Origin of the sequence: Paenibacillus humicola, assembly GCF_028826105.1 — a bacterium.
GTDB classification, from domain to species: Bacteria; Bacillota; Bacilli; order Paenibacillales; family Paenibacillaceae; genus Paenibacillus_Z; species Paenibacillus_Z humicola.
On the sequence record NZ_JAQGPL010000001.1, the window covers coordinates 5,660,439 to 5,682,982 of the forward strand.

The window sequence follows — 22,544 nt, forward strand, 5'->3', positions numbered from 1 at the left end:
CCCTTCCATTAATATCCTTAGTTTACTTGAGAGGCGTTTTTCCATATATAAAAACCAAGAACATAAGCAAGTACACAGCCAATCATTGTATCGAGTAATCGATATTCTAACAAATGTGCTGTCACTGGACTGCCGGTGCTGAACATCATTAACATTAACGGTGTCATAAGCATGGCATAGATCGCATAACTTCGGTTTTTAAAAATGGGGCGAAGCGCACCAAGTAATCCGATAACGACTACACTATTCCATTGCGGCAGAGACCACAGCAATAAACAGCTTCCGAGTAGTACACCTACCGCTGTACCTATGCCTCTTTGAAAAATGCGTCTTTGTGAATAGGCTAAATCACGTTTGAGGACAATAGCCAGGGTCTGTCTACTTGACGGGGTGCAGTTCATGCGGGATAGCCTTTCTAAAACTTCTTAGCACAATCACATCACTTTATTGCTATCTTGGCCCATTTCATCCGTCTTTTTCCGCAAATATGCGCCATGCTCTTGTGTCCACGTCCACATTGCGGCGAAAATCGGCTGCAAACCTAGCCCGCTCTCCGTAAGTTCATATTCGACATGTAGTGGTATGCCTGGGTAAAGCGTACGTGTGATGATTCCTTTTTCCTCTAACAGTCGCAAGCGATCTGTCAAAGTTTTCGGACTAATGGGCTGCAACCTCCGGCGTAATTCCCCGAAACGTCTGGTTCCGTTAAATAATTCGAATAAAAGAAGTAATGTCCACTTTCCGTCCAAAATCTCTAGGATCGGTTCAACGGTACCAGGGCAGGTACGATCCATCATCGCGATCACTCCATAGTTCATTATTTGAAACTATTGCACTAAAATGTAACTACTTTTCAAATGTACCACAGATCGATTACGATGTGAATGGAAAGGCGAGACCCTGAAGGATGATTAATATCATACGAACATCCGAATCGGGGAATCGTGCTAACCTGAAGTAACTGAATCGAAATTGAGGAGGAACGTTTAATGAAAACCACTTTATGGGCAACCCTAACTGCTAACGGCAATTATGCACAATCCAGCCCCGATAACCCACCGAAAAAGGAAGCGTTGGACGACTTCGCAGCGCAAGCAAAGGCAGCAGGGAATTTCATTGTCGGACGTAAGACGTTTCAGGAAATGACAGACCCAAGCAGAGTATCCCAAGAGGAACAGGTAAACGCGGAAGGTCCTTTCAAGGGGATCGACATCGTTGTTTTGTCTAAGAACATTGAAAACATCCCCGGCGTAACGGTGGTAAAGTCGCCACAAGAAGCCTTAAGCTGCCTCCAGCAGAAAGGACACCAAACCGCTCTCATTAGCGGCGGTGCGAATATTCACAATTCGTTTCTAGCACAAGGACTTGTAAACGAAGTGATTTTCAATGTGGCTCCTGTATTAGAAGGTAAAGGGTTAAATCTGCTAATCGACAAAGACAATTACCGATTCAAGGCTGTACGATTGCTAGGCTGCAAACCTCTCGGCAGCGATGTCGTTCAGCTGCGGTATGCGATTGACTGATAGATGCGAAATTCCTTCAGTAACTGGTTACAGCGAGGATAAGCCAAATGATACGGAAACAAGGCCCCTTTAGTTGAGGGGTCTTCAGATCGTTACTTGTGATACGGTTCTCCGCGGAGGATCGGTTAGCTTAATGGGGCCGTCTGAATTTATCTACGGCGTTCTCATGTTGTTATTTTCTGCGCTATCGTCTTTCGTTAGTTCGGCAACTGCTGTGCATAGTTAGTTAGCTGTTGAGCATACTGCATGATCACTTCACACAATTCCTGAGGCCGCTTGATGATGAAAGGCATGCCAAGGCCAGCGAGCTTGTGCGCCATCCAAGGCAAATCGGAGACCTCACACTGAAAGAGAATGCCTTCACCCTTCTCCTCAAAAAACACCTCGTCATCTGAAAATAGAAATAAGAACACCCACCCTACATGCCCACCAAACTCCCCGTTAATCCCAACAATATTGCTCCTAAAATAAAGGCAGCAATATGTATTAAAATTTTGTGCCGCAATTTAGTTGTCTTTAAAGAAGGCTGTGATAATGCCCGAGTTGAGCGTTCGGCATGTCGATGGTTATGCGGGTTATCATAAGGTTCCTAGTGTGATTCTTGTGGGGTACTGGGCACATGCGCGGCGTAAATACGATAAGCGTTGAAAGCAGCCCCGTCAGCGACGAGAGGTAACAAGGATTCGGTAGCTAGTCAAGGACTGGCTTATTGCAATGCTCTCTTCGCCATTGAGCGCGAGCTGAAGGATGCTTCGCCAGAAGAACGATATGCCGAGCGAAAGAAGCGGAGCCTTCCGATCCTGGAGGCTTGTTCGGTATGGCTCAAGCAACAGCACTCTCAAACACTGCCAAAGAGTCTGGTTGGAAAAGCGATTGCTTACAGCCTGAATCAGTGGGGGAAATTGACTGCCTTCCTGAACGATGGTCTGCTCGAGATCGATAATAATCGCAGTGAGCGATCGATCAAGCCATTCGTAATTATTCAATATTTAAAGTACCTGTTCGAGCAGCTTCCGCAGCTTCCGGATTCACAAAATCCAGAGGCGCTCGAGCCTTATTTGCCATGGTCATCTATGCTTCCGATTACTTGTCGCGTTATGGGATAGGTATCACAAAACTTTTGGTCTTAAATGGAGATGGAGCTAGTTGTACGTGATGGGACGCTTACAGAGATGCTAAAAAAGGAAAAGCAAAAACTCGAAAATAACCGAAACGTTTTGACCGGTCTGGCTGGAATATTAGATCCGCTGCCGCGGCAACGAGGATCGGTTTACCATTCTGAGGGACGAGGCAAAAGCTGAGAAAGGCGCAAGATTCGGATGGTATATTGCGCAACTTTCGTCCTTATCTGTTCCTCGATAAGACCCACCCGTCCTTTCATATCTAGCCTTAAGGATTAAGCTCTCTCGGGTAAAGTTAGACGCTGGTACTACCCCTTATTGTAATATCCGACAGAAAGCTCTTGTTGCATTTGCTCTTTTAATTCTTTTAATACGCCGGTGAGTTTTTCCGCTCTGCTCTTCCAAGGGCTTCACGCGTTCCGTGGTCTTCGCCCATATTCCCGAGGCTCGACTCTCTCTTGTCCTTTTCGAGTCTCTTTTGACGACGCGGCAGGATTCACTTGATGTTAGGCCTGCTGTTTTGCTCGCACTCCTCTCGGAGTTACTTTGTCACAGGGCTTCAACCTTAGGATCTCTCCACCAGTTGCCTGTCAGCTATGAGGCGACTTGGATCTTACCTCGATTGATATTCAACCAACAGGTATTTTTATCTCATAAGGCTGACAGGAACTTTAAAGAGCACTAAAAGTCCTGCAATGATCAGTACGCTTAGCCCGTAGGCTAGCAGCGGTTTTTTATAATGGAGCCGTATGAACGGCAACTGAACAAGGTAAAAGACCACAGACCAGCCGAAACTCCAACCGTTATGGTAACTCATTAATCCCATTTTGTAGTTAACGAATTCGACGGCAGAAAAAAGAGCCACCCAGATGATCATCCAGGCAACCTGTTTTATCCATCCAGTCGGAAACCGTCCTAAATAGATAAACATAATGGCTGGATAAGAGAGAAACGTTACAAGCAGATTGTTATACGTATGATTTGGAATGATATCCGTAGGGGCATAGGTCCACAACGGATAATTGTAGGTAAGAACGTTATATAACAGGTCCAGCAGAATGACGAAGAGAAAGGTGGACTGATATTTCTTCCAGTTCCGCCAATCTCCCCAAAGCCATGCAGCAAGAATCCATAACAACATGCGTACGATAATGTACATTTACACCATCTCCCTAGCCGCAGGACGAAGCCGAACAGGCCGTCTCCCGTCACATTCATAAACCGTCCGTTTATTTCTTGATTCCCATTTCCGAGATATTCACCTTGACATTCAAGTCCACTTTTAGTGTAGGATAATCTTTTTTCCATGCCTCTTCGTTCCATTGTCGTGTTTTACTCCTGACGAAATCCCCTAATCCGAGCGGGTCTATCTCTTCCTTTTTACATAACCCGATTAGATTCAGTCCGGTCGTTTGAATATCATGTTCCAAAGAATCCTTAATTAGGTGGAGCTTCTGGTTCGGAAAGCGAACCTTCCGTGCATCTCTAACTTTGCTGTTTACGACAAGGTTGATGATCACCTTCATATTTTTTGCATCATGATCATGACTGATTCGGTAACTCGCTTTTGATCCGACATTGTCCAAGGAAACATAAGACCCATCGTCAAGTTTTACCTCAAAGACACCGTGCTTCGTATTACTGACAAGCAGTTTCATGATCCGCGTTTGTTTCTCGTTGATGGATACGGCATATTTATCATCCTTAAATAAGGCTAAACCGGCAATCACGACTTTATCGTTCTGCAATTTAAGGAGCGGTAAATAAGGGTCCATTCCTTTACCTGCAAGCGAGTAATCAAATTCGTGAAGATTTCGGCTGGGAAGGATCCCCTCGCGTGTATTGGTTTGAAATAAATTATACAAGAACATCCCTTTCTCTTCCTTTGAACTAAAATTTGCTTCCAACAGCTGCTTTGCCCTTCCGTCGACAACGGCCAAGTACATTTTTCGCGAATATTGGGCATTTCGTAAAATGACATCGATTTCTTGTGCCAAACCATTTGCCGCCTTATCTTTTCCAAACAAGACCACGGATAGCTTTCCCGGATTCATGGGCCGCTCCAGCTGCATATTCATTAAATCGGCGATACCGGAGCTTGTATGCCCCGCTTCCGAGATCAATTCGTCTGAAACCGAACTTGGCTTTCCGGACTGAAACTTGGGCACCGCCAGCGTAACTTCAAGCTGATGATTCGGTGTTTCATCCAGGGCAGAGACAAGAAAGAGGGTGACTCTGTCCAAAATTTGCTGCTTCACACACGCGGTCAGCAATAAGCAGATAACCAACAGGACGAATAAAACCCGGTTCATGTCGTTCTTCTCACTTTCTTTCGGATGGAATTAAATACGTACAGAAATGGGATATACACAAAAATCACGCATACTCCGATCGTGGATAACCAGGATTGAATAAATTCAATTTCGTTTCGATCCGGAATTAAACATACGGCAATGAAAAGCAGAACCAAAAAAATCGGCAGAGCTGTCCGTTGTTTTACAGGGAACGTCAGCTTAATCACGCGGCTTGAAGCCCAAAGACATAAGCATAAGATCGGAAATAACCTAAATGTCGTTGCCGATGCGCCGATAAATTCAAAACGTTCAATGAAAGGAAATTGAACGAATTTATATTTAGATAATGCCGGCCAAATTTCGGTTGATAATTGCTCGGACTTGAACAATAACAAGGTAAAGAGAATCTCGACTATATAAAGGATCGTCATGCCGACAATTGCCCAGTGCGCCCATTTTTGCGACTTTTTTGGCGATTTGATGAACGAGTAACAAAAAAGCAGGATCTCCACGCCCATATAAGAAAAAGTCAATTCCTTTGCCGCTTTGATGATTTCGCTTGGCGAGTGATCCATGACGGGCAATAAGTTGTTGAAATGAAGAAAGGGTGCCGTAAAAACCATGGATATAAAAAGAATATGGTTAATAAAGCTACACAAACAGATGCCGACGATAACTCGAAATCCCCCCGCAACCATGTAATACGCAAGCAAGAGCAGAGCCAAAGCCAGCGGCCAAGTCTTCTGTTCAGGAAATATCCATACTTGTATAACTTCAATAAAAACCCGTAATTGATAAATTGAAATCATCAGGAAATAGAGGATAAAGAGAAGGTTAAGCCCTCCGCCGGCCCATTTCCCAAAAAATTGTTGATGGATTTGGATAAGGTCCGTCTCATTATGGTTAAGAATTCGATACATCATAAACAGGACGATATGGATACCGATTGCGCACAGGATGACGGAAACCCAGGCATCCTGGCCGGCCAACCGAATAGGTTTGACCGACATGGACACGAATCCTAACCCGAACTGCATCGATTGAATGACAACGAAAATCAGATAGGGCGAAACGGTAAACCTGTTGCTGTCTGACGCATTCATCGGCAGCACTCCCGGAGCGGAATCATTCGTCGATGTCCTTTTTTAAATTTGCATTTTTCTTATCGAATCTTACGGGCTTCTTGGACCTTAGAAAACCTGGCCGATGATGGAATTTTGAAATCGGAGGGCGTATTGCCGTATCAACCAGGCTGGAAGGGCGAAATGGATAAAAAGGAACCAGATAAGGCATGCCGAGCGAGGTTAACCGCAACAGATGGGTAATAACGGCAAGGGCGCAAATAAACACCCCCAATAACCCCCATACTTGGGCGGCGATAATAAACGGAAACCGAAGAATTCGTATCGTGTTGCTCCTGAAAAACGGGCGTTGTAAAGGAAGCCATTGCCAACAACGCCACAATAATTAATAAAAAATTGCTGGTCAGGGCGGCCTCAACCGCCGCGGTACCGAGTACGATACCTCCGACAATACCGATGGTTTGTCCGATTTTGGAAGGCAATCTGGCGCCCGCTTCCCGCAATAGTTCAATGACAAGCTCCATAATGAGTACCTCCACGACAGGGGGAAAAGGCACATTGATTCTGTAAGAAATAATCGTGGGCAAAAAAATATTTGAAATACCGTGACCGTGATAGGTTAGAACAGCAACGTATACGGCCGATGCCAGGACGGAAAACGCAATCGAAATAATGCGGATCAAACGAATGAAAGAGCCGACGACCCATGGCAAATAATAATCTTCGTAGGAGGTGAAAAACATCCAAAACGAAACTGGCCCCAGAACTGCAGTTGGGGACCCGTCGGCCAAAATGCAAACCTGTCCCACTGTCAAGCTCCACGCAACGCGATCCGTTCTTTCGGATCCAAGCAGCTGAGGAAAGATGGAGTTTGAATTATCCTCGATGATCTGTTGAAGAATGGCAATGTCAGCCACTGTGTCAAACTGTATACCCTCCAGTCGCTGGATACAGGTATGGACATATTGTTCGTTCGTAATTCCGTCGAGGTAACAAACGGCTACTCTCATTTTGGAAATACTGCCTACCGTGATCTCTTTGATTCGCAACTGGGGAAGGGGAATACGTTTGCGGATCAGGTTAAGATTCGTATCCAGCGATTCAACAAAGGCCTCCTTGGGGCCTTCCACGTTAAACTCGACTTCCGGTATGGTTACTTCGCGGCCCTTGGATAAGACGGCATTGATCAATATACAGGCAGGATTGTGACGACCATGTTGAATCGCTACATATCCCCGCAATAATTTATCTTGAATGTCATTCCAATCGGAGGATATTTCTTTTTCCGCAATCGGGATGGAATGGAACAAATCATGCCAGGATATATCCGAATTGTTGCTGAAGGAATTAAGGATATGCTCTTGCAAGATTCTTGAATCCGTAAGGGATTTAAAATATCCAATACAATAGGGCTCATTTTTGGTTTTATGATGGAAATAAACAAAATCTGAGGATTCCATAAGCGCTTCCCATTTTGGAGGTGCTGAATTCATGAACGAATCACCATTTCTTTCCCGGGCTGTAATTTGGAATTATTATCCCGCATGCCGCAGACAATTATGCGCCCGGAAGAAAGGCCAATAGATGCCGCCAACTTCGCCATAGCAGATCTTCCGGCAACCTGGCCGAAATCGGGTAGGAGGCCGGCGCTGATCTGCCCGTTTATCCACGATCACCGCTCCAAGCTCCGTGTCGTGAAGATGTGCGCCCTATTCCGAGTGTCTCGAAGCGGTTATTATGAATGGACGCGGCGGCAAAAAAGCAGTCGGTCCAAGCGTCGAGAAAAGCTGGAGCAACACATCAGGCGGATATTCCTGGATTCGAGACGTTTGTACGGCAGTCCGAGGATCTGGCAAATGTTGAAAAGGAAGGCGTTCAGGTCTCCGAAAAAACCGTCGCGCGTGCGATGAAAAGGATGGGTCTGAAATCACGTACCGTGAAGAGATACAAGGCGACAACGAACTCGAATCATCATCTGCCTGTAGCCGAGAATGTGCTCGATCAAACGTTTACCGCTGAGGCACCGGGAAAGGTCTGGATGACGGACATTACCTATATCACGACGGACGAGGGCTGGTTATATCTCGCCAGTGTCATGGATTTATACACCCGTAAAATCATAGGCTTCCACATGGACGAACGAATGACAAAAGTACTCGTAATCACGGCGCTTGATTAAGCCTACAACCGTCAACGGCCAACTCCAGGGCTTCTACATCACTCGGATCGTGGAAGCCAGTACGCTTCGGCAGATTACCAGCAGCGTTTGAAGAAATACCAGATGATCGGAAGTATGAGTCGTAAAGGAAATTGTTACGATAACGCCTGCATCGAATCCTTCCACAGCGTGCAGCAAAGGCTGCCGGTCTCGGCAGCCCTTCGTCATGATACTATCGTTCAACCATACCTACCTTAACCGAGTGAAGAAAAATAAGTTCGTTACTGGTTCACCGTGGCCACAACAGATTACTCTTTCATTTGGACCATCCAAATCACATTGGTATACAGTTTATCGATAACTGTAAGAGTAAGTTTATCCGGTATGGTTTGGAGTCTTGGAGTCCTGGAATACGAAATTGAAACACATTTTCCATCCTTTTGCTCAATCCGCCGCCACATCTCCATAGGCGCCGCCTTGTACGGCACGGCTATTTCTCCACCCCATAGCGGGCCGCGATAATGCCCGACTTGAACGTTCGGCTGGACAGCAGCTTGAGCCTGATTTTCTCATCGCCGCCGTGGAATGCCGATTTTCCGCTGCCCAAAATGACCGGACAAATCGTCAGCAGGAATTCGTCGATCAGGCCGAGCTCAAGCAGCGTCTTCGCCGCCCCCGGACTGCCGAAGATAACGAGATTTTTGCCAGGCTGCTCCTTGAGCGCCTTCATCTCCTCTGCGATGTTATCCTTGATCAGCATCGTATTGTTCCATTCCACAATGTCCATCGAGCCGGAAATGACGATTTTCTTCACATCCTGCAGCCATTTGGCATGCTCCATAGCGTGCCGCGACGCATTCGGATTGTCCAGCATCGTGGGCCAGTAGCTCTCCATCATCCGATACGTCGTGCGTCCGTATACGGGAGATCCGACTTCGGCTACGACCTCCTCGGCATATTTCTCTAATTCCTCGTTGTACGGAATCCAATCTAGTCCTCCGTTCGAATCCGACGCATACCCGTCCAGCGACACATGCATGAACAATACGAGTTTTCTCATGGTTACTTCTCCTCCGATTTCGAATTTAGTGGTTCGATTTTTGGGCAGTAGGCCCGTGTTTCGTCCTGCTCTTACGTCCACTATAAATCGTTACGTTACGTGAGGTTCAAGTGGAAATCTCAATTTTATTCGAAAACAATATTGCTGCGGCCACTCATAATACAACGAGGTCCATTTACATGCTTCATATTTAGGATGAAGTTTATCACCCGTTTACCTTCTGTTTACTTGCGCTCCTTAAAATAAAGCTATCCCCCTTCAGGAAGGAGTGATGAGATGACCTGGAAAAATGAATGGCGGCTGTCGAAAAAATGGGGATATGTGTCGTCCGCGGCCCTCATTCCCTATGCCGTTATCAAAATGCTTTGGGCGAACGGGATCATCTTTCTCGCTTCCGGGAAAGGCATTGCTGAGCTTCACGCATCCATGAAAACCGAAAATGATCCGATCAGCCGATTTTTTTACAGTTACGGTATCGACGTTACCGCCGTTTTAGCGCTGATCGCTTCCCTTCTAGCGCTCGCTTTGGTTCGGGATTGGAGAAGCAATCGGTTGCGCTGGGTACTGATCGCCGCAGCCGGTTTAGGCGGATCGGTTTTCGTTACCATTTGCCTTATAACCTTCTATAAACTAGTGGCCGGTTCCATCCGTTTTTCCGATTTTCCCGAATTCGATCCTTGGGTGCTGCTCCCGGTTTATGGAGGCTTCCTCGTATGGGGCGTCGCCATCTGCATGGCAGCCTTGTCCTGCTCCATCCGAACTTATCGGCGTACCCACCAGAACGGTTACGATGCGAAGACGCCGACGGTCCGATAATACCGATTTATTTCCAAGGAGGTAAGCATACAAATGAATGAGTCAAGACGATCGAACTGGCCCGGTTATGCCGGATTTTTCTGGGCGTTAATGTACGCGGTCTTTGTGCGCTTTTATCAAGCGGCCGGCGGAACGGCCGGTTTGCCGGGAAAATTCGAGAATCCCGAAGGATTTTTCAGGGCGAGTTACATCGCGGGGGTCTTCATCATGATCGCCGGATTCGTTCTGCTCGCACTCGTCAAGCCATGGGGAAAAATTGCGCCTATGTGGATGCCCCTATTCGGAGGCAAAAAGATTCGCCCTTTCGTGCTGTTGATCCCTACGCTTGCCGGCACCGCGTTCGCACTCGCTCACGGATTTGGCGGGGAAATAACAAAATTTCTTGCAATGGCGGACGTGATTACCATTCATTATCCGGGATGGGCGGAGCTCGATGACCGCAGACTGGCTCTGTGGGATGTTTTATTCTACGAGCCTTGGTTTATCATCATGGGAATATTGGCCGGTCTGACGGCGTACCATTATGCGCGGGCTTCCGGTATTCCGCTTTCCGTACGAAGAAGGTGCACCGTCCTTTTTTTGACTCTGGTCTCTCTCTTAATTGCGTTATTTGTATTTCTCATTATATTGGATTTCTAAAATTATAAGCATCCTGTACAGCGCAAAATTGGGAATGGTATAGTTAATAAAACGGGTTTCGCGCTTTAATGATATGAAATGAGGTGACAGCATGCGTGACGAGCCGATAATGCTGGTCGATGACGAGGAAGGCATTCTAACCATGCTGGAAAATATCCTTCGTAAAGAAGGGTATTCCCATATCGTAAAAGCCGGTTCTGCCGCCGAGGCTCTGATGGCAGCGAGAACGACCCGATTCGAAATGATCGTACTCGATGTTATGCTGCCGGATCGGGATGGGTTTTACTTGTGCTCGGAATTGCGCAAAACAGTTACCACCCCGATATTGTTCCTTACCGCCCGCTCCAGCGATTTAGATAAGCTCCAAGGCTTATACCTGGGCGGGGACGATTATGTAACGAAGCCGTTCAATCCGATGGAAGTCGTCGCGCGAATCCACGCGCAATTACGACGCAGTAATCACTATGCGTCCGAAGCTTCAAATAACGAGGAAGTGTACCGGTACGAATCTTTTTCCGTCAACCGATCGACCGGGCAGCTGATCGTTGGCAAAGCCGATACGCCTTGTCCGGCCAAGGAACTCGAGCTGCTTCTCTTTTTTTGCAAGCACCCGAATCGTATATTCACCGCTCAGCAGCTGTATGAACAGGTGTGGGGCGAAATGGTGCAAGGTGACGAAAAGACCGTCGTCATCCATATCTCCAGACTGAGAAAGAAGCTGGAGACCGATCCGTCCGCTCCCCAACTGATCGTTACGTTAAGAGGCATCGGCTACAAGTTCGTACCGCCTCTCAGGGGTCAATTATGAACGTAATGCTTCGCATGGCGCTGCAAATGCTGATCGGTTTTATTATTTTGTTCGTATGCATTCAGGCCGCTTCCATTGTAGCCGTGCGGATTTTATGGCCGGATGCGGCCTCCGACGGAAGCAGCATCAATAAAATTCAGATCTACATTTTAGTCTTATGCGCCGTTCTTTTTCTTCTGACTCTGCTTCTGATCGGCTGGTATCTGGGGAAACCGGTTTATTTCGCCATTGTCTGGTTGAGACGCCTTGCCGAAGGGAATTATGAATCGCCGGCGCGCTGGGCCGAAATCCATACCCGGAAGAACGGCTCGCCGAGGCTGCCTTATGCCGTTTATAGGGAATTATTCGATCATCTCGAACTGCTCGCCCATACGCTTGAGCAAAACAATAAAGAAAAGATGCTGTCGGAACAGATGCGACAGGAATGGATCCGCGGAATTTCACATGACTTGAAAACACCTCTGACGTATATATCCGGTTATTCCTCCATGCTGTCCGCCGACGAATACCGATGGAGTGAAGAAGAACGGAAGGAGTTCCTGTCTGTCATCCACCGAAAGGCCGCTCATCTGCAGGAGCTCGTGCAGGATCTCAATGAAACGGTGTCCAACGAGATTCCTCTGAAAACGGAGGAAACGGATATCGCGGAATTGCTGCGCAGAACGGTGGCGGATGTTGGCAGTGCGCCCTGGGCGGCCGGATATTCCTTTACGATGGAATCGGTTTCCATTCCTGTTGCCGTCCCCTGCGACCCCAAGCTGCTGACTCGCGCCATTCGCAACCTGCTCGTCAATGCCGTCGTCCATAATCCGGAAGGAACCGAAATATCGGTATCGGTTCAAGTATATCGTCCCGAGCAGGTCGAGATTCGAATTGTGGATAACGGTATCGGATTTGGCGGCAAAGTCGGTATGAACGACACACGAGCAGCATCCGCCGGACGGCCGGGGCTGGGTCTCACCATCGCCAGGCAGCTGATCGAGGCACACGGCGGACAGCTGACCATCGACAGTGAGCCGAACGAAGGAACCTCCTTAACCATCAAACTGCCGCGGAAATAACCACTCCGGTCTTCCTTCGGCACGCTGTACCCTCTTTTATCTGAAATCTCCAAGCTTTCATATGAATTGAAAAGCGACTTCAGCTTATCCGCAGTATTTTGGAATAAAATCTCATTTATTAGGACAGCCTAAATATTCAAAAGGGAGGTTGTCCTATGGAAAAAAGCAATGACAAAGCTTGGTACGATCAACTCGGGGAGAAGGTCAATCCCGTTGTAAAAGAATCCGACGGTCAACCTGGAGTCAACGGAATTGAAAATGCAGAACACCCCACTCGCGATCCAAACCCCAATGCCATGTTCGGCGAAGTTTTCGATGAGACATTAAAAAATGTTCAAGATTTCTTTCAAGATAAAGATGATGAGAAAACGAATGAATAAAAAATATCCACAGTGTTCGTTATTTTCCTACATGAAGGGCTGCCGCGCGGCAGCCCTTCAGCATTGTGCTATCCGTATCCATTTAGCTTTTCATGCAAAATCTGATACATGGTTTTTCCTTAGCCAATCGATCATAAATTCAAACAGCTCTGTTGAATAGGTATGTTCTTGCTCCCGAGAAGGAAGAGAATCATTAATTTGCTTCACATTTTCTTCAACGGAAACAGATTCAATAAAACGTACTAAGTTTGGAAGGAATGAATTTAGAGCTTTAAAGTAATGTTTCTGCGGCTCAACACATGTTAGATTCATTTCGAATCCACCGCGTCTTCTTGTATGGTCACCTTCTTTGCGTTTACGTAGTTCTGCTTCATTGGCGCTCAATACATAATACTGATCTGGGAATCCAATTTTTTTAGCATGAAATTGTTTTCGATAAAAATCTGCAACAAAATCAAGAGATTGACCTCCGAAAAGGGTGAAATTAAAATTGGGTCCATAATTCCACGTGGGCGAAATCTGCCCAATCGTTGAGTGAAAATAGGGCGGCTGCGCTGCGGCACTTGCTCCACTATCGTCATTCGTTAGTGTAATATTTCGTTGCTGATTATGGATACACCAACCGCTTTATTTTTATCATAAGCAATTTTAATTACTGCTATTTCTACAATCTCAGAATGGAGGGTGACCAGGTGTTTTGAACAGTAATCAAATGCTGCATTAAGCCTAGTTTGACTCAATCTGTTTGCGATAGTGCAATGAGGCGTCCAACGATTTGGTAAGTAAAATGATTCTGGATTTGAGTATTCACGAAATCTTGCGTGGTGATCTGTATGTAGATCAATGAGTTGTTTTGATGGAGCAGGGGCTAACATCAAGGTGCCTGTATTCAAAAATGTAGAAAGAGCATTAAAAACGATTTGAATTTTGACCTTTGAACGATATAGAGCCTGAAAGGCTAACAAAAATTCATCATCGATATCTGAGTAGTCTGCAATAGTAATATGTGGTTTCCTATCAGAAATATCGTAGGCATAGTCTGATATTGAACTATCACTTAACCCTTCCCAAATAGCATTAATAGCCTGCTCAGTTTTTTGATCAAAGTGGGCGACTACCGCAAACATTTCTCTTCCCCCTACAAAATCGCCTTTAACTGAATGACACCATAATACCACATATTGGAACTATCCTGCCCGATAGTTGAGCAAAATGGAGCAACTGCGCCGCGGCAGCTTGCTCCACTATCGTTCCCGTTTGTTTAGGCTATGGCTATGTAACCATAGATAAGGATATGGTCTTCATAATATGGATTTTTTGGAGAGTAAGGACATGCTTTGTCTTCTCGTCTTCAGCCTCTGTGTGGAGATACCTCTCTACAAGCCTGTACCCGAATAAGTGAAGGATTATCTCGTACACACAATGATCGGAAATTCGGGACACATCCGCATACTCGGAAAAGCCTTTGTAATACATGGGGATACAACGCCGGTAGTGTTCGACCATGTGATCGATATCCGCTTCATCCGCGATCAGGCTTGCGATATCCTCGCCCAGGTAGCCCCATCCGCTGGTATCCCAATCGATGAGCGCAAAATTTCCGTCAGCATAGATCAGGTTGGAAACCCAGAAGTCCCGGTGACATAGCACGAGGGGCAATTTTTCAATACGGGTGAATATCTCATCTGCTTGCTCATCAATGTCGATGAGCATTTGCCGCACGTTCAGCGGCAATTCACAGTCCTCCGACCGTATATAATCGTAGACGACCGGCCATGACCGGTAACGCAAATACGTATTCTTCATTAAATCCACATGGCTCAGGTTGGTCAGGCTCTGCAGCACGGCGGGTTGCTCCGCATACAGCCTGCCTTGAAAGCGCCCTAACTCCAGCGCGGCCTTTTCATACATGTCACCGGTCAAGTCTAAACCGGTTACGCCATCGATATATTCCAGCCATAGCTGGATTTCATTTTCTTCAGCATTGATTTCAGCGTGATAGCATGTCGGCCAGCGGAAGACATCCGAGAACGTTGCTTTTAAGTCAGAAGCAAAGAGATCATACTCCCGGCGCCATGAACCCGGATCGCCGTAACGCTCCCATTTCCTCTGGATTTTCAGCATGATTCGGTACGGTAGTTTTTCGCCAGCCGCGGTTTCCGCGGTCCCTGATACCAGGTACACATTTCCCACGGTTCCACCCTGTAACGGCATAGTCTGGCAGTCAGCCGCGATGATATCCTTCTTGAACCGTTGGTTTAAGGCATAAATCAGCTTTTCAAGTTTAATATTCATGTATTCCTCCATTTTCTTCTTTGTCAATGAAGTGCTTAGATGATTATATCAAATGTAATCCCTTATTTTGGGAAGAGTTTCGTTATAACTATTCTCCACGTTCTATGAAAAAAGGAACAGTCGCCAACCGCGGCAATCTGTTCCTGGTCTTTGCACTATCGTTATCTGTTAGTGGAATTACGATGATTTAATCATGGATATTTTAAACATCAACTGCATTGAGATATTTATTGTCAATTATCAAAACCGGCCCAATTTCTTCTTTTAATTTTATTGTAAAACCGAGAATAGTATCTTTCTTAGCCTTAAACTGTTCTGATTTATTAAAAAAGTGGTCAATAATAGAGAGTGTAGTATTAACAGGAATTATATTCTTGAATTCCATTTTAGGTGTTGTCATCTTCAAACTGCTTTCATATTTTGGATTCATGAAGGGTTCTATCCATTCAATATTATAATCTGTCTTCCCATTATTTCTTAATTTAAAATGGTATTTGTCTCCCTTTAGCTCTGTCCCGCTGATTTCTAAATCCATACCTGCCTGCGTCAGACCCTTTATTACTGAAACAACAGATCCATCTTTCTTATCAATGAAGTACGAGGCAGCATAAGTATTTTTAATTGGAGGATTATGTGCCGCATCAATATTAACCTGCCACACCTGAATATCCTTGTTTTTTGTAGATGAAAAAGTGTATGCTAACTTTGTTTGTGAATTGAATCGGGTCCAAACCTTGACATCCCTGTAGCCGTCTTTTCCAGCTTGAATAAGAGCTATTTTCTCCGCTTTTTCCTTTGATATTGATTGAGTAGAATTATTAGTTACGATAAATATGCTGAATATGAATACTGTTATAATACCACCGATGTAATAATAGCTTTTCACAATATGTGATTCTTTATGTTTTTTATAACGATTAATTGCAATGGGTAAATTTATGACTCCTAAAATAAAGGAGCTAATAATCGGTAGCAGTTGAAATAACATTGGCGATGCATTTCCGTTCCCCACGGGTCCTATTTTAGGTCGGTTGCCATCCCCTATTCCATACAAGACGCCTAATATTGGAAATATGATACACGCAATACATGCGATTATATAGAGTACAAATCTGTTCAGAGTTCAACCCCCCTCATGATCCCGGTGTGCCTTCAATTCAACTACTTTACCACAAACAAGATGAATTGGAAATTCTCTATAATACGCGACGCGCTGCTCGCAAGCGGAGGTACCAGTTGTCCCTGCTCAGTGTTGTCTAATAACTATATTTCGCATGCCATTAATGGAGACAAGCCACACATTAAGAACACACATTCATAACCTAACCGAAAATAAGACAGCAGCATTTCGAAATATGCTCCGTGGTATAACAAAGTATGACGAACCGAGAGCAAGTGAAGTTATTCTGGTGTCGTCTACATTGAGCATAAGGAGCTGAAATCATGAGCACATTGAAAGGCAAAATCGCATTGGTAACGGGAGCTAGCCGGGGGATGGGACGCGCCATTGCGCTGCGGCTGGCGCAGGATGGCGCACTGGTCGCTGTCCATTACGGCAGCAATCGGGACGCCGCGAAAGAAACAGTTCGCCGTATCGAGCTGCAAGGGGGATCGGCATTTGCTATCGGTGCAGATTTTAACATTGCGGGCAGCATCGAAATGCTGTTTGAAGCGCTCGATGCCGAGCTTCAAGAGCGCACTGACGGGAACCGTTTCGACATCCTTGTAAACAATGCGGGGACTGCTTTGATATCGTCCATCGAAAATACAACGGAAACCGATTACGATCAAATGATGGCGGTCAATATGAAAACGCCGTTCTTCCTCATTCAACAAGCGTTGCCTCGGCTCAAAGAAGACGGACGCATCATTAACACATCCTCCGCTGTAACCCGGATTGCCATTCCAGATATTCTCGCCTACAGCATGTCCAAGGGAGCGATCAACACACTAACGCAAACTTTAGCAAAACAGCTGGGCCAGCGCGGGATCACGGTCAATGCGATTTGTCCGGCATTTGTGGAAACCGACATGAATGCAGGGATGTTGCAAAATACAGAGGCGAGGCAGTTCGGTGCCGACTTCTCCATTTTCGGTAGGTGGGGGCAGCCTATAGACATCGCGAATATTGCAGCATTCCTTGCCTCGTCGGATGGCAGCTGGGTAACAGGCCAGTGCATCGACGCCAGCGGCGGCTCACATTTGTAATTTACGGACACCAATACGAAGATCGTTGCTTAAGGTACTAGCCGTGGAGGACCATGTAAAAACAGTCGGGCAGAAATTAGCCTGACTGTCTTTCTGCTTTGTGAGAAAACTAAATCGTACCGAGGGAGCTTAGTCGTTCATATTCAGTCCATAAAGCCAGTTTAGACTTTCCCCAAGCAGAAACCAATACCAATCTGCAGGGAGAAACATCCATCCGAGTTGGTATAGAAAATAGGGGCACGACTAGTGATTACCGATTGATATTTTGAATAATTGCGCTGTAAAAAAAATCTGCAAAATGCTCACTGCCATATTGATTAAAGTAGCTTTTGAACCTGGCATCGAATTTGTAGGTATGGGCAATGCAAGCCAGTAATTCTGCATCGCATGTCATGAATGGCATGAGATTTTCTTTCCACTCTTCGATTAATCGCTGCACTTCATCGGAGGAAGGGTCCTGATGGATATAAGACGCAAGTTGTTTATATATTTCTTCAATAGCGGAAAAACGTTTCTCTTTTTCACCTGAGGATAAATTTTCCATCGTTTCATGATACACTTTGTACGCCTCTGTTTCGCCATAAATGAATCTTGCCTCATAGGCGTACTGTTCTTTCAATGGCAAAACGGAAGAGCGGTTAAAAAGGGGCAAATGGCTAATATCATTCCCCGAAACGTATTCATCGAGCGCAGTCATGATGTTTTCCAATCTTTGTTTTCTCAATAATAACGTTTGTCTCTGCTTCTTTAATATTTGTTTCTGTTCTTGCTTGGTCAGCTTTAAAATGTCCGCAATTTCGTTCAAGGAAAAATCCAATTCCTTTAAGATTAGAATGGTTTGAAGTTTTTTCCAAGCTGCGTGGGCGACTTTTTGATAAATATGATCTGAACGCAGTGATTTTATGTTCATCTCTCTCACTCCTAGTCATGCATTCTTAGAGAGAATTATGCACTATGACCTAACGTCATAGTCAAGAACTTTGCTAATTACCCCACTCCCGGTCAGCCTTAGCCTACAGTTTACAGATACCTTTTCAAATTATTGAGAATAACCGTGTAAGCGTTGGGCCACAAATGGATGCCTTCTACGGTGAATTCCGGCTTCAAATTTCCTTTCTCGTCTGTTAAGCCTTCGTTCACATTAATAAAAGAAAACCCATGATGCTTGGCTAATTGTTCGATGGCTTCATTGGCCTCTAAAATGTTGGCGTTTGTTCGGGTGGCAAACATCAATTCTTTATCGGATCGATCAAGTCCGAAGTCCGCTTCCGCATTGACCGGATAGTAGGCCATCACGAAAACCTCACACAACGGCAATCGAGCTTTAATCTGGCTTAAAATGTGATTGTAATTCTTAAGCAGGGTCTCTTTGCTGTACCCTTCCTTCACGGAGGCTCCGATATCATTCGAACCGATATTAATAAAGAGCTTGCTTGGCTCTAAATCAAAAATGCAGGTATCCATCGATTGCAGCAGATCTACGGTTGTCGTACCACCAATTCCACGATTATAGATCACGCGATCAAGAGCAAGATTCGACGACAGCTGCATTTCATAAATTGGGAATCCTTCCATTAAGGAAGATCCGACAAATAGGATTTGCCCTTTTTTGGCGTGCCGGTTCAGCATGCGATATTCTTTCAGCTTGGAATGGTTCATAACGATCACTCCTGGTATAGAAAATTTTGTTTCCGGTTGGCAGCCTGCTCTGGTTTGCACTATCGTGCTCGGTAGGTCAATCGTTTGAGGAATCAAGCTCGTCCGATGAAGGCGGCTCAAAAATTTGTATCCATTCTTGAAGTTTTGCTTTTGGTATGAAAAAAGCTCCTTCTGTACGCATATCATTTCTAGCTTTTAGACGTTCAAATAACTCTTCTTCAGGCACATCTACAAAATGGATTTTAAAGTCCGCCCCTAAATTTTTGGCTCTATTACGAAACTCGTCTCGTTGACTTCGAACCCAGCATCCAAAATCCAGAATGACATCAACACCAAGAATTAAAACGCTCGCCGCCACATCCCACATTAGGGATTCCACGGAATCATGTCTGGAATCATGCTTAGCTTCGTCAGATTCCGTCATGTTTTCCCCGAAATCATGCCCAAATAATTTGATATGCCATTCATCAGGAGTAAGGCGAAGGGCGGAGTATTTCGTTTCAAGTTGTCGAGCCAGTGTGGTCTTACCGCTGCACGGGAGACCAACCATTAAATGAAGTGTCGCCACGTGATTCCACCTCCTTATTATAAACGGATAGTTACACATTGTTTTGCATTAAACATCCGGATCGTTGAAGAAAGGCCGCCCGCCGCGGAAGCCTTAAGATCCCTTTTTAAGGAGCTATCGTAACTCTGTCTTGCTTATTTTGATTGAACATTCACCTTGAGCGGCGGGTGTAATGGCTTTAAGCTTAATCCTATACAATTCATCTCCCCACATTTCTCTCATGACTTCGTCCTCGAGTGAAATTTTCTCTATCGAGCCAGTATACATTTCGCTGTTATATTGTATTATTACCATATTGTGATTATCATCTTGCAAGACAAAGCTTCCGTTTCCTTGGGTTTGAAGAGGGTGAGGCGTTATGAGAATCTGTGTAATATCATCCGTCACTTGATTTAAAAGGAAATTGTCATGGATTTCAATATACGGGGACGAATCACGAATGAGACTTATTGTCCGTATCCAGCTTTTTATTTTGGCGGAGTCGGGGTAGGCTCCCGCGATGTTCATCGATAACGATGCGACCTTATCTTCAAGTTTATACTCGACATCATCGGCTCTAAATTGTCTTCCATTCTGTTGATGAACCCCATTTACAATAGGCAGATTGTGATATCCTGATTGCATCGCCCATATTGAATACCTCTCTGAGAAGAACGATTTAGATGTATAAGTCAATAACCCGGGATCTATAATCATAGGGGAGCCATTGCAATATATAATGAATTGTCCAATATCATTGTGATTATGGCTTTCATCGTTATGCCCGCCCTTAGCAGCCAGGAATAGCCCTTTGGACGACCCTTCCTGCTCTCGTGCCACCATCACTTGAATTCCATCAAGCCACGCATCTCTGATGTAAGGTGATTCTCCGGAATATTGCTCCACTTCCGTATAATGAAATAAAGCGGGTAATAGGCGAAACATGGATGAAAACTCTGAACGGATTGCTTCTTCTTGCTTCTTTTTCTGTACCATTGCTCCAAGTTCACACAACCTCTCATCTCCAATACGACGGCCATAACGATACGTAAGTTCTGCAGGGATATGTACTTGTGCCGGGCTGTCAGCAAAGTTGACAAAATACGAATCATCAATAAAAGCTTTGTAAATGTAACGACCAATTTGTTGAATTTGGGGTTCCTGGTACACGTCAATTTTTCCGCCTGAAACGCCGTAAAGCAGTTCCAGACAATCGAAAATCGTTCCTCCGGCATACATCCAATACTTCGGACCTTCCTCACAACCGCCATCTGAATGGAGTCTATAAATATACTGATCCAAACTTCTCATCACCTTTATCACCGCTGCTTCTCGTCGATTCGGATCGTCCTCCAACAGAATAAACGCCGCTAAGCAATTTGAATTACACCATGAATTCCAATTGTTTAACATCTTCTCTTGATTGAAACCCATCCACCAAAAATCAGTCCGCTGTAAATAAGGATCGAGAATCCTCCTTTTCACTTCGAACTGTATACGCTCGCATACCATAATACTAATCCCATCCAGTTTTGTTTTCAGCAGATAATACGTCCATGCGAGCAGAGCTGCCGTTTCGGCAGAGAACAATTCAATGATTTGATCCGATACGTCTGGAAGGGGATCCTGCCTCTTCATCATATAGCTGTGACCAGGGATCCCCCAGAATGTTTCTTCACATATGCACCATATTCCGTTGATGATGTCATCCATAAAGCGTCCCTGATTCTCGAAACATTCGGCTATGACTAAAGAAGCCAAAACCTCTCTTCTTGTCCATGAAGCAGCGTCAAAATGAACACGATTACCCGTTCTGCTATAATCCATATATTGAGTGGCAGTTATGGTAGGCCATGAATAATTGAGTTTACTTGCACCTTTATTAATCCAAAACGACCTAAGATTTAATGGCAATTGATTCCACTGGTTTCGGTCTTCGATTGTAGGAAACGGTCTGTATTGTTCCCGAATAAGCAAACACTTTCTAAGGCTATCATTAATAAATCGCTCTGCTAGCATCGAAACGTCGACCTCTTTTCAATATATTAATTACATAGGACTATTCACTAATCAAAACAATTGACGTTGGATACGTTGAAAAAAATGAAGATCGTGAATGGGTAATATCTACATTAAACGATTTAAATAACCGTCGACTGCCGTATCTGGGCTATAGGATCGCCGATTAATCGAAGTTGCCAAAGATAAAATGAAGAGACTTAGACGCCACTAGAGTAACGTATTCTGCAGCTAGAAACAACCTAAACAGGGCACAGAATGTACATTCTGTGCCCTAATTTCAAACAAAACAACTCGGAACCGGTAACCATCTTAGTGCCTTGAGCCAGATGTTAATTTGTAATGTTCCATTACTTATCGTCCGAATAATTAAGCTATCCTGCCCAATCGTTGAGTGAAAACGGAGCGGCTGCGCTGTGGCACTTGCTCCACTATCGTACCCGTTAACTCAATACTTTACCGTTGTAATTCTAATGATGTTCCCCAACTAATCTTAATTGTCGGTTTGGTTTGTAATTCCAACGGAATAACAAAGTTCTCTTTATCAAATTCGATGATTAGACTTTCGGAATCATTTATCCGTTTTATAATGAGGTTTTGAATGTTCTCTAAGTAAAACTTGTTTATTTCTTCTTCCTTTAGGTGTGCACTCTTAATTGTCCACATTTACTTGCCTCTTCAAAATCAAATTCAGCAATTAAATTACCACGAGTTATTTTGAAGGAAACGGTCGTGTATTGCCAAGGGAATCCCTCATCCATAAACTCAGCATCACACTCAAATAGGTATTCTAATTCAAAAAGTTCAGGGGTTTTAATCGCTACCACCTTCTAAATAATTATCCACTGCCCCAATCATAACTCATTGTACAATC

General features: G+C 44.9%; 24 protein-coding genes and 2 pseudogenes. 9 read left to right on the plus strand and 17 right to left on the minus strand.

Translation table 11 applies throughout. From position 1 onward, the window contains the following. Positions 1-17 precede the first annotated feature (17 nt). Positions 18-401, minus strand: a complete 384-nt coding sequence (locus PD282_RS25980; RefSeq protein ID WP_274654561.1) for an FUSC family protein — start codon at positions 399-401, stop codon at positions 18-20. Between the two features lie 33 nt (positions 402-434). Beyond that, positions 435-797, minus strand: a complete 363-nt coding sequence (locus tag PD282_RS25985; protein WP_274654563.1) for a winged helix-turn-helix transcriptional regulator — start codon at positions 795-797, stop codon at positions 435-437. 192 nt (positions 798-989) lie between these two features. On the opposite strand from PD282_RS25985, the gene PD282_RS25990 reads away from it, so the two are divergent. Further along, a complete protein-coding gene (locus PD282_RS25990) occupies positions 990-1,523 on the plus strand; it encodes a dihydrofolate reductase family protein (RefSeq protein WP_274654565.1) in 534 nt (177 codons plus the stop codon). 555 nt (positions 1,524-2,078) lie between these two features. Further along, positions 2,079-2,629 (plus strand): annotated as a pseudogene (locus tag PD282_RS25995) (IS66 family transposase); the annotation flags it as partial. A gap of 661 nt (positions 2,630-3,290) precedes the next feature. Here the strand turns inward: PD282_RS25995 and PD282_RS26000 are convergent. The 5 genes from PD282_RS26000 to PD282_RS26015 form a co-directional block, all read right to left on the minus strand. Continuing rightward, a complete protein-coding gene (locus PD282_RS26000; RefSeq protein WP_274654567.1) occupies positions 3,291-3,803 on the minus strand; it encodes a CBO0543 family protein in 513 nt (170 codons plus the stop codon). A gap of 70 nt (positions 3,804-3,873) precedes the next feature. Beyond that, positions 3,874-4,956: a Ger(x)C family spore germination protein gene (locus PD282_RS26005; protein ID WP_274654569.1), complete on the minus strand. Its 1,083-nt coding sequence runs from the start codon at positions 4,954-4,956 to the stop codon at positions 3,874-3,876. Further along, positions 4,953-6,041 carry a GerAB/ArcD/ProY family transporter gene (locus tag PD282_RS26010; protein ID WP_274654571.1) on the minus strand — a complete coding sequence of 363 codons (1,089 nt, stop codon included), beginning with the start codon at positions 6,039-6,041 and terminating at the stop codon, positions 4,953-4,955. Before PD282_RS26010 ends, PD282_RS26005 begins: the two co-directional genes overlap by 4 nt. A 22-nt stretch (positions 6,042-6,063) precedes the next feature. Continuing rightward, entirely contained in the window at positions 6,064-6,294 is a 231-nt protein-coding gene (locus PD282_RS27510) for a spore germination protein (protein WP_420832330.1), read from the minus strand. Beyond that, the gene (locus tag PD282_RS26015) at positions 6,182-7,513 is read right to left on the minus strand and encodes a spore germination protein (protein ID WP_274654573.1); all 1,332 of its coding nucleotides are present in this window, start codon (positions 7,511-7,513) and stop codon (positions 6,182-6,184) included. The genes PD282_RS27510 and PD282_RS26015 overlap by 113 nt, the downstream gene beginning before the upstream one ends. 144 nt (positions 7,514-7,657) lie before the next feature. Here PD282_RS26015 and PD282_RS27515 point away from each other — a divergent pair. Next, positions 7,658-8,379, plus strand: a pseudogene (locus tag PD282_RS27515) (IS3 family transposase); the annotation flags it as partial. A 289-nt stretch (positions 8,380-8,668) separates the two neighbouring features. On the opposite strand, the gene PD282_RS26025 reads toward PD282_RS27515, so the two are convergent. Then, positions 8,669-9,238, minus strand: coding sequence for a dihydrofolate reductase family protein (locus tag PD282_RS26025; protein ID WP_274654577.1), 570 nt, complete (start codon positions 9,236-9,238; stop codon positions 8,669-8,671). A 276-nt stretch (positions 9,239-9,514) separates the two neighbouring features. Between PD282_RS26025 and PD282_RS26030 the strand changes: the two genes are divergently transcribed. The 5 genes from PD282_RS26030 to PD282_RS26050 all read left to right on the plus strand — a co-directional run bounded on the left by PD282_RS26030 (position 9,515) and on the right by PD282_RS26050 (position 12,942). After that, entirely contained in the window at positions 9,515-10,054 is a 540-nt protein-coding gene (locus PD282_RS26030; protein ID WP_274654579.1) for a hypothetical protein, read from the plus strand. Positions 10,055-10,087: 33 nt separating this feature from the next. Continuing rightward, complete coding sequence (locus tag PD282_RS26035; RefSeq protein ID WP_274654581.1) at positions 10,088-10,693, plus strand: DUF3995 domain-containing protein; 606 nt, start codon at positions 10,088-10,090, stop codon at positions 10,691-10,693. Between the two features lie 91 nt (positions 10,694-10,784). Then, positions 10,785-11,501: a response regulator transcription factor gene (locus tag PD282_RS26040; protein WP_274654583.1), complete on the plus strand. Its 717-nt coding sequence runs from the start codon at positions 10,785-10,787 to the stop codon at positions 11,499-11,501. Further along, positions 11,498-12,562, plus strand: coding sequence for a sensor histidine kinase (locus PD282_RS26045; RefSeq protein ID WP_274654584.1), 1,065 nt, complete (start codon positions 11,498-11,500; stop codon positions 12,560-12,562). Before PD282_RS26040 ends, PD282_RS26045 begins: the two co-directional genes overlap by 4 nt. A gap of 155 nt (positions 12,563-12,717) precedes the next feature. Beyond that, the gene (locus PD282_RS26050; RefSeq protein ID WP_274654585.1) at positions 12,718-12,942 is read left to right on the plus strand and encodes a hypothetical protein; all 225 of its coding nucleotides are present in this window, start codon (positions 12,718-12,720) and stop codon (positions 12,940-12,942) included. A 90-nt stretch (positions 12,943-13,032) separates the two neighbouring features. Here the strand turns inward: PD282_RS26050 and PD282_RS26055 are convergent, their stop codons facing one another. From PD282_RS26055 to PD282_RS26070, 4 genes are all read right to left on the minus strand, one after another. After that, positions 13,033-13,326: a hypothetical protein gene (locus PD282_RS26055; protein ID WP_274654587.1), complete on the minus strand. Its 294-nt coding sequence runs from the start codon at positions 13,324-13,326 to the stop codon at positions 13,033-13,035. A 200-nt stretch (positions 13,327-13,526) separates the two neighbouring features. After that, entirely contained in the window at positions 13,527-14,069 is a 543-nt protein-coding gene (locus tag PD282_RS26060) for a 2'-5' RNA ligase family protein (protein WP_274654588.1), read from the minus strand. A gap of 145 nt (positions 14,070-14,214) precedes the next feature. Further along, positions 14,215-15,237 (minus strand): aminoglycoside phosphotransferase family protein, encoded by a 1,023-nt coding sequence (locus PD282_RS26065; protein ID WP_274654590.1) that lies wholly within the window; start codon positions 15,235-15,237, stop codon positions 14,215-14,217. 202 nt (positions 15,238-15,439) lie between these two features. After that, positions 15,440-16,123: a hypothetical protein gene (locus PD282_RS26070; RefSeq protein ID WP_274654592.1), complete on the minus strand. Its 684-nt coding sequence runs from the start codon at positions 16,121-16,123 to the stop codon at positions 15,440-15,442. 557 nt (positions 16,124-16,680) lie between these two features. On the opposite strand from PD282_RS26070, the gene PD282_RS26075 reads away from it, so the two are divergent. Further along, on the plus strand, positions 16,681-17,445 hold the full coding sequence (locus tag PD282_RS26075; protein ID WP_274654594.1) for an SDR family oxidoreductase: 765 nt from the start codon (positions 16,681-16,683) through the stop codon (positions 17,443-17,445). A gap of 250 nt (positions 17,446-17,695) precedes the next feature. On the opposite strand, the gene PD282_RS26080 is transcribed toward PD282_RS26075, so the two are convergent. From PD282_RS26080 to PD282_RS26100, 5 genes are all read right to left on the minus strand, one after another. After that, positions 17,696-18,355 (minus strand): MerR family transcriptional regulator, encoded by a 660-nt coding sequence (locus PD282_RS26080; RefSeq protein ID WP_274654596.1) that lies wholly within the window; start codon positions 18,353-18,355, stop codon positions 17,696-17,698. A 110-nt stretch (positions 18,356-18,465) separates the two neighbouring features. Next, positions 18,466-19,104: an SGNH/GDSL hydrolase family protein gene (locus tag PD282_RS26085; RefSeq protein WP_274654598.1), complete on the minus strand. Its 639-nt coding sequence runs from the start codon at positions 19,102-19,104 to the stop codon at positions 18,466-18,468. 76 nt (positions 19,105-19,180) lie between these two features. Beyond that, the gene (locus PD282_RS26090; protein ID WP_274654600.1) at positions 19,181-19,672 is read right to left on the minus strand and encodes a P-loop nucleotide/nucleoside kinase family protein; all 492 of its coding nucleotides are present in this window, start codon (positions 19,670-19,672) and stop codon (positions 19,181-19,183) included. A gap of 114 nt (positions 19,673-19,786) precedes the next feature. Beyond that, positions 19,787-21,670, minus strand: a complete 1,884-nt coding sequence (locus tag PD282_RS26095; RefSeq protein WP_274654602.1) for a heparinase II/III domain-containing protein — start codon at positions 21,668-21,670, stop codon at positions 19,787-19,789. 638 nt (positions 21,671-22,308) lie between these two features. Further along, a complete protein-coding gene (locus tag PD282_RS26100) occupies positions 22,309-22,497 on the minus strand; it encodes a hypothetical protein (protein ID WP_274654604.1) in 189 nt (62 codons plus the stop codon). Positions 22,498-22,544: the final 47 nt, after the last annotated feature.

What these genes read in the sequence shown, in the direction of transcription:
- PD282_RS26015 (WP_274654573.1), bottom strand. Translation starts at nt 7,513, where the DNA reads ATGAATTCAGCACCTCCAAAATGGGAAGCGCTTATGGAATCCTCAGAT.
- PD282_RS26095 (WP_274654602.1), bottom strand. Translation starts at nt 21,670, where the DNA reads ATGCTAGCAGAGCGATTTATTAATGATAGCCTTAGAAAGTGTTTGCTT.
- PD282_RS26045 (WP_274654584.1), top strand. Translation starts at nt 11,498, where the DNA reads ATGAACGTAATGCTTCGCATGGCGCTGCAAATGCTGATCGGTTTTATT.
- PD282_RS26080 (WP_274654596.1), bottom strand. Translation starts at nt 18,355, where the DNA reads ATGAACATAAAATCACTGCGTTCAGATCATATTTATCAAAAAGTCGCC.
- PD282_RS26005 (WP_274654569.1), bottom strand. Translation starts at nt 4,956, where the DNA reads ATGAACCGGGTTTTATTCGTCCTGTTGGTTATCTGCTTATTGCTGACC.
- PD282_RS26040 (WP_274654583.1), top strand. Translation starts at nt 10,785, where the DNA reads ATGCGTGACGAGCCGATAATGCTGGTCGATGACGAGGAAGGCATTCTA.
- PD282_RS26085 (WP_274654598.1), bottom strand. Translation starts at nt 19,104, where the DNA reads ATGAACCATTCCAAGCTGAAAGAATATCGCATGCTGAACCGGCACGCC.
- PD282_RS26050 (WP_274654585.1), top strand. Translation starts at nt 12,718, where the DNA reads ATGGAAAAAAGCAATGACAAAGCTTGGTACGATCAACTCGGGGAGAAG.
- PD282_RS26060 (WP_274654588.1), bottom strand. Translation starts at nt 14,069, where the DNA reads ATGTTTGCGGTAGTCGCCCACTTTGATCAAAAAACTGAGCAGGCTATT.
- PD282_RS25990 (WP_274654565.1), top strand. Translation starts at nt 990, where the DNA reads ATGAAAACCACTTTATGGGCAACCCTAACTGCTAACGGCAATTATGCA.
- PD282_RS26035 (WP_274654581.1), top strand. Translation starts at nt 10,088, where the DNA reads ATGAATGAGTCAAGACGATCGAACTGGCCCGGTTATGCCGGATTTTTC.
- PD282_RS26075 (WP_274654594.1), top strand. Translation starts at nt 16,681, where the DNA reads ATGAGCACATTGAAAGGCAAAATCGCATTGGTAACGGGAGCTAGCCGG.
- PD282_RS25985 (WP_274654563.1), bottom strand. Translation starts at nt 797, where the DNA reads ATGATGGATCGTACCTGCCCTGGTACCGTTGAACCGATCCTAGAGATT.
- PD282_RS26010 (WP_274654571.1), bottom strand. Translation starts at nt 6,041, where the DNA reads ATGAATGCGTCAGACAGCAACAGGTTTACCGTTTCGCCCTATCTGATT.
- PD282_RS26000 (WP_274654567.1), bottom strand. Translation starts at nt 3,803, where the DNA reads ATGTACATTATCGTACGCATGTTGTTATGGATTCTTGCTGCATGGCTT.
- PD282_RS25980 (WP_274654561.1), bottom strand. Translation starts at nt 401, where the DNA reads ATGAACTGCACCCCGTCAAGTAGACAGACCCTGGCTATTGTCCTCAAA.
- PD282_RS26025 (WP_274654577.1), bottom strand. Translation starts at nt 9,238, where the DNA reads ATGAGAAAACTCGTATTGTTCATGCATGTGTCGCTGGACGGGTATGCG.
- PD282_RS26030 (WP_274654579.1), top strand. Translation starts at nt 9,515, where the DNA reads ATGACCTGGAAAAATGAATGGCGGCTGTCGAAAAAATGGGGATATGTG.
- PD282_RS26065 (WP_274654590.1), bottom strand. Translation starts at nt 15,237, where the DNA reads ATGAATATTAAACTTGAAAAGCTGATTTATGCCTTAAACCAACGGTTC.